The organism is Okeania sp. SIO3B5, from assembly GCF_010692555.1.
Taxonomy (GTDB): Bacteria; Cyanobacteriota; Cyanobacteriia; order Cyanobacteriales; family Microcoleaceae; genus Okeania.
In genome coordinates, this window is the sequence record NZ_JAAHHG010000030.1 from 45,212 (window position 1) to 50,413 (window position 5,202).

Sequence of the window (5,202 nt, forward strand, 5' to 3'; positions counted from 1 at the left end):
AACACATTTGTCTTACATTGTATTATTGCGACATACGCAATAAAAGAGAAGGAAGATGTTAACTATAGCAATGTGCGCTGGCATATTTACACATTATTTTTTGTACACCTTTTCGCTTACTGTACTGTGAGCTGGACATTGTAAATACCTGAGCGCTCATTTACCCAACTTATAAGGCATAGAATATAAGTTGAAGATTTTTTAATTTTTATTTGGCAAGATAAAATTAATTGAAATATAATTAAATAATAAACAAATATATCAGACTAATATAAATGCTTGAGTTCTCTGCACTCGGTTTACTACAAAAGAAACCTCTGCATAGCTATCTTTTAAAACAACAGTTAGAGTTATTTATGAGTAGCTACATTAGTATAAATAATGGTGTATATATCTATTGTTAAATTGAGCATATTTTAATAGCTTGTCAACTACTTCCATAATATTTAGATAGTCAATAATCTGATAATATGCCACGAGGTCCCTATCAATATTCTGCTTTTAATCGAGCAAAATTAATGCTAAATGCAGAAATGCAATGGCTTAGGGAGGAATTAGTAAAATAATTATAACTGATAAAGATTGAACCCGATTGAACAAAAAAAAATCATTTTAACTCTATATTAACTGCAGAAATAATTAGTAAAATAATCAGTAAAATAATCACCAATAAATATCAAAAAAAATGCCAAACTCAAGCTCATCAAACTCAGTAATTAAAGACAAAACTAAACCATCAGAAAATATACAAGAGAATACCAAAATAGAACTATATAGAGACCAGACAAAAACTACTCCGGAACAGTTTCAACCTGAAAAAAAGAATTTTTCTGGTGTACTTTGGGCAACAGTAATTATTACCACTCTCGGAGTAGGATTTTTAGGAGGGCAATGGTGGCAGTCTCAAAGTAGCGAAACAGCCAACAAACCATCAACAGCAGCTCCAGGTAGACGACGAAGTACCCTAGTTAAAGCCATACCAATAGAAACTACCTCCCTCCAAGAAACCTCAGAATTTGTCGGGACTCTCGAAGCCAAACGCTCAGTCAGAATTAGACCAGAAATAGATGGTAGAGTAATAGAAATTTTAGCCCAGGAAGGAACCTTTATATCCAAAGGGCAGGCGATCGCTAAACTCAAAAGTGATAATGTAGAAGCCAACTTAAGAAGAGCCAAAGCAAACCTCCAGCGAACTCAAGCACGTTTAGCAGAACTCAAAACCGGAGCAAGGCCAGAACAAATTGCCGCATCTAGAGCGCGTCTCAACCAATCTCAAGCAAGTTTAGCAGAACTCAAAACCGGAGCAAGGCCAGAACAAATTGCCGCAGCCAGAGCGCGTCTTAATCAATCTCAAGCAAGTTTAGCAGAACTACGAGCAGGTACTCGTGATGAAGAAATTGCCCAGGCCAAAGCACAACTACAAGAGGCAGAAGCACGACTGACAGATGCCAAGTCAGGTAGTATGTTAGAAGAAATTGCTCAAGCTAAGGCGCAAATAGAAGTACAACAAGCAGAATTAGACTTAGCTAGCGAACAAGTAAAGCGAAATCAAAATTTGAGAGATGAAGGAGCGATCGCTGAATTAACGTTTCAGGAAATTTTCAAACAAGAGAAGGCAGCTAAAGCAAGAGTAGAAGAAGCAAAAAGACGAGTTACCCAGTTGCAAAGAAATCGAGAATCTACAGTTGAGACATTAGAAGCAGCAGTCGAACAACAACGCCAAGTATTGAGAAGGCTAGAAAATGGCACTCGTCCCGAAGAAATTGCCAGAGTAGAGGCGGAGGTAGCAGAAGCTCGTAGTAATTTAGAGGAGTTGCAAAATGGTACTCGTCCCGAAGAAATTGCCAGAGCAGAGGCGGAGGTGGCTGAAGCTCGTAGTAATTTAGAGGAGTTACAAAATGGCACTCGTCCAGAAGAAATTGCTCAGGCGAATGCAGATGTGGCAGCAGCACAAGCAGATGTAGAGAATTTAGAAGTGGAGTTACAGGATACGATAGTTGTAGCTCCCTTTGCTGGAATTGTGGGAAATATGATCGTGAAAATGGGAGATTTTGTTACTGATGATGACACTATTACTACTGTGACGGCAAATCAAGTATTAGAAATAAATTTACCAATTCCTTTAGAGCGACGAGGGGATTTAAAATTGGCTTTACCTGTGGAGATTAAGAGTTCAGAAGGGAAACTTTTGGGAATGGGGAAAGTTAGTTTTATTTCTCCTACTGTTAGTAGTGACTCTCAAACTATTTTGGTTAAAGCAGATGTGGAGAATAGTGGTGGAAAGTTAAGAGATGGTCAATTTGTGCGGGTAAATGTGATTTGGGATAAACGTCAAACTGTGGTTGTACCAATGACGGCGGTAGGTTTTCAAGGAGATGAAAGGTTTGTGTATTTGTTGGAAGGAGTGGGTGAGGAGCAGAAAGCAAAACGCCAAATAATAGAATTAGGTTTAGTTAAGGGTGATGTGACTGAGGTAGTGTCAGGTTTACAACCTGGTGACAAGTTGATTGTTTCAGGGGTGCAAAAGTTAAAGGATGGCTCTGCTGTAAAGCTTTTAAATTCAGATCGAGGAAAGAATAAGAGATAGTTGACACTGATATCATTTGTCCCCTCCGGGGGAGCTAGGCTATTGGATCATTAGTTATATCATGTCGGGATAATCAGTGATAAAAAAACCTTCTCCCTTTCAACCTTTCTTTCCCTTCTGCCTTCTGCCTTCTGCCCTCTGCCTTCCTTCCTCCTAGGTGTAAGTATTTAAGCGGACATGATATTACAGCAGATTCCGTATTAATGAGGTACAACTGACGCTCGGGAATATTTTTTGCCTATTACCCATTCTCTGTTCCCTGCTTCCTGTTCCCTATTCCCTAAAACCATAAACATAAGTACCTTATAAATAACAGTGGGAAGTGCTGTATAATAATGTCCAGTTTTCTAATTGTTGTGTTATCAAAACCATAATTTGTTATATCAATATTTTTGAAATAATTGTTTGAACTCAACTAAAACTTCTGTAAATTAAACCTCTTTATTTTGTTATTCTGTTGCTTTTAAACTATGCCTTTTATGACCTACTCCAATCACTATCGGCGGTAGCAGAACTGAACGCACCTCTACATTATCCATTTCTGCAAAAAACACTTCTTTGAAAGTTTGTGGACTGAACCTATAATAATCACCAGGTGCATCATGAACCTGGTGAGTTACTGTTACTGTCAAAAATGGATGCAGGTATTTATATAACCTCAAACTTCTAATTGAGGGTACTTTCATAACAGCTTTTGTGAGTAAAGATTTTGTGTTATCTATCTTGAAGTATTTGTAACCTGGAGTACCAAGAACAATAAGTCCACCGGGCTTTGTAACTCTGTTGATTTCACTTATAGTTTTCCAGAAATATTTATCATGTTCAAGTACTGCGTTACAAAGAACTACATCGAATTTTTCATCTTGAAAAATATCCATGGAATTTGCATTGCCTTGATGAATTTTGAAGTCCTTAAATTTCTGAGGTCCTTTAAGATCTAGCCCAACCTTCTCTGTTGCTTTTTCTAAGGATTTCATACATAGAAGGCTATTACTTGATGGAATAGCACCAATCTCTAATACAGAACCGTTAATATTCTTTTCTGAACAGATTTTCTCAAATTCTTGATAGACTCTAGGGTGCATTTTTTTCTCCTGTTTTTGTAAAGAGTAATGATATTTAGCTATGTCTTCTAAGTGATTGTACAGATTGATTTTAAGATAAATTATTGTTGAATATTTGATAATCAAATATTTTCATTCGTTCTTGAAAGATAGCTTCAATTCGAGAAAGATTATCTTCTCCAAAAAAATATATCCAGATAACGTTATGATTTCCACAAGGCTGATATTGAGCATCTACTCAATCTGAAATATCATTATCTCAATTTTAGCCCAATTTTTTGCTAATACCAATTCAAAAAAAGAATGCTACAAAAAGGCATAATCTTATCGAATATGCTTAAAAATAGCTACTCCAGTTCATTTGAGATATTTAATTCTATCTTTTTTCCCTTTTTTTAAATATTTACCCCTTCTTCCTTTTTCCCTCTTCCCTCTTTCTTACTTCTACCATTTGTAACAAACATTTATCAAATTGGTATAATTCTGTGTGATACAACTGACACCACGCTCTGCGATCGCTTAATTGTTTATTCAAAAAACTTCAGTTATTCAGTAAAAAACTTGCTCCAAGGAGAACCTTCAAACTTTTCTTTTAGCTCATAGTAGTTAGAAATTATTTTAGACAATGTACCTTTATTTTGCTTGAGCGTCAATGAATATAATCTTTGTAGTTTAACTCCCAAAAATTGCTGTATTTGCTTAGTTTCTTGCATAGTTTTTTGTACTAAATTTTCATAAATTACTTCAATTTTTTGATGTTCGTTAAAAAAGCTATCATACTCCTCTTCCCATTTTTTAGTCTCTTCAAAAAGTTTCAGGCAATCATCATAATCTAGTTGAACTGGTGCAGAATTATGTCGATATTTTTCATCCTTCAAAATCCATTGATTGGTAATTTTTGCCAGATGAGAGGATAAGCATACCTTGAGTAAATTATCTCTTTTCAAATGAATAATTTTTATTTCTTTATCTCCCGTTAAATATTGCCATATCTGTTGTTTTTCTAACGATTGAGCCTGATAATAAAATAATTTAAAACCTACGGCTGAGACAGAGGGAGGAAATTTACGAAAAACAACTTCATCTATGAACTTTATTGGCTTTTCTTCCCTCATTTTCAGAACTTTAGAAGACCGAGGATACTTTGCATAACCCCAATGAATTTTCCTTTTTTGTTCTGTGAAAATTTCTTCAAATGCACGAATTCTAGGATGAGATTGTAATAAGCTCATTAAAAAATTTGAACCGGTTCTGGCACGAGTGAGAACAATAAATTTTTGATACTTATCTTGACCTTTGAGAATTTCTTTTGCTAAAAGCCAATCATCTAGTTGAACTTTAAATCTTTGAATTTTGGGGAAAATTTCAAAATTTTTCATTTATTCTTCAGTATATTTTGACGGAGAAGCGTGAGGTATAAAATTCTTAATTTTTAGGGAATAGAGAGTAAAGAAATCTCAACTATTAATAAATCTTAGTTAAAGCTGCTTCTACTTTTGCAGTTGACATCCTCCCCGGCCTAAAGGCGCGGGGATTCCTACCGAGCTTTAG

Annotated in this window: 4 protein-coding genes; 1 reads left to right on the forward strand and 3 read right to left on the reverse strand. The window is 35.5% G+C overall.

Annotated elements, in window-relative coordinates; all coding sequences use genetic code 11:
• The first annotated feature begins 685 nt into the window (after positions 1-685).
• Entirely contained in the window at positions 686-2,587 is a 1,902-nt protein-coding gene (locus F6K54_RS07020; protein ID WP_293075964.1) for an efflux RND transporter periplasmic adaptor subunit, read from the forward strand.
• A 449-nt stretch (positions 2,588-3,036) separates the two neighbouring features.
• On the opposite strand, the gene F6K54_RS07025 is transcribed toward F6K54_RS07020, so the two are convergent.
• The 3 genes from F6K54_RS07025 to F6K54_RS07035 all read right to left on the reverse strand — a co-directional run bounded on the left by F6K54_RS07025 (position 3,037) and on the right by F6K54_RS07035 (position 5,030).
• Positions 3,037-3,777: a class I SAM-dependent methyltransferase gene (locus F6K54_RS07025; RefSeq protein WP_293075966.1), complete on the reverse strand. Its 741-nt coding sequence runs from the start codon at positions 3,775-3,777 to the stop codon at positions 3,037-3,039.
• Between the two features lie 277 nt (positions 3,778-4,054).
• The gene (locus F6K54_RS07030) at positions 4,055-4,186 is read right to left on the reverse strand and encodes a hypothetical protein (RefSeq protein ID WP_293075968.1); all 132 of its coding nucleotides are present in this window, start codon (positions 4,184-4,186) and stop codon (positions 4,055-4,057) included.
• A 10-nt stretch (positions 4,187-4,196) separates the two neighbouring features.
• A complete protein-coding gene (locus tag F6K54_RS07035; RefSeq protein WP_293075970.1) occupies positions 4,197-5,030 on the reverse strand; it encodes a sulfotransferase in 834 nt (277 codons plus the stop codon).
• Positions 5,031-5,202: the final 172 nt, after the last annotated feature.

What these genes read in the sequence shown, in the direction of transcription:
- F6K54_RS07020 (WP_293075964.1), top strand. Translation starts at nt 686, where the DNA reads ATGCCAAACTCAAGCTCATCAAACTCAGTAATTAAAGACAAAACTAAA.
- F6K54_RS07035 (WP_293075970.1), bottom strand. Translation starts at nt 5,030, where the DNA reads ATGAAAAATTTTGAAATTTTCCCCAAAATTCAAAGATTTAAAGTTCAA.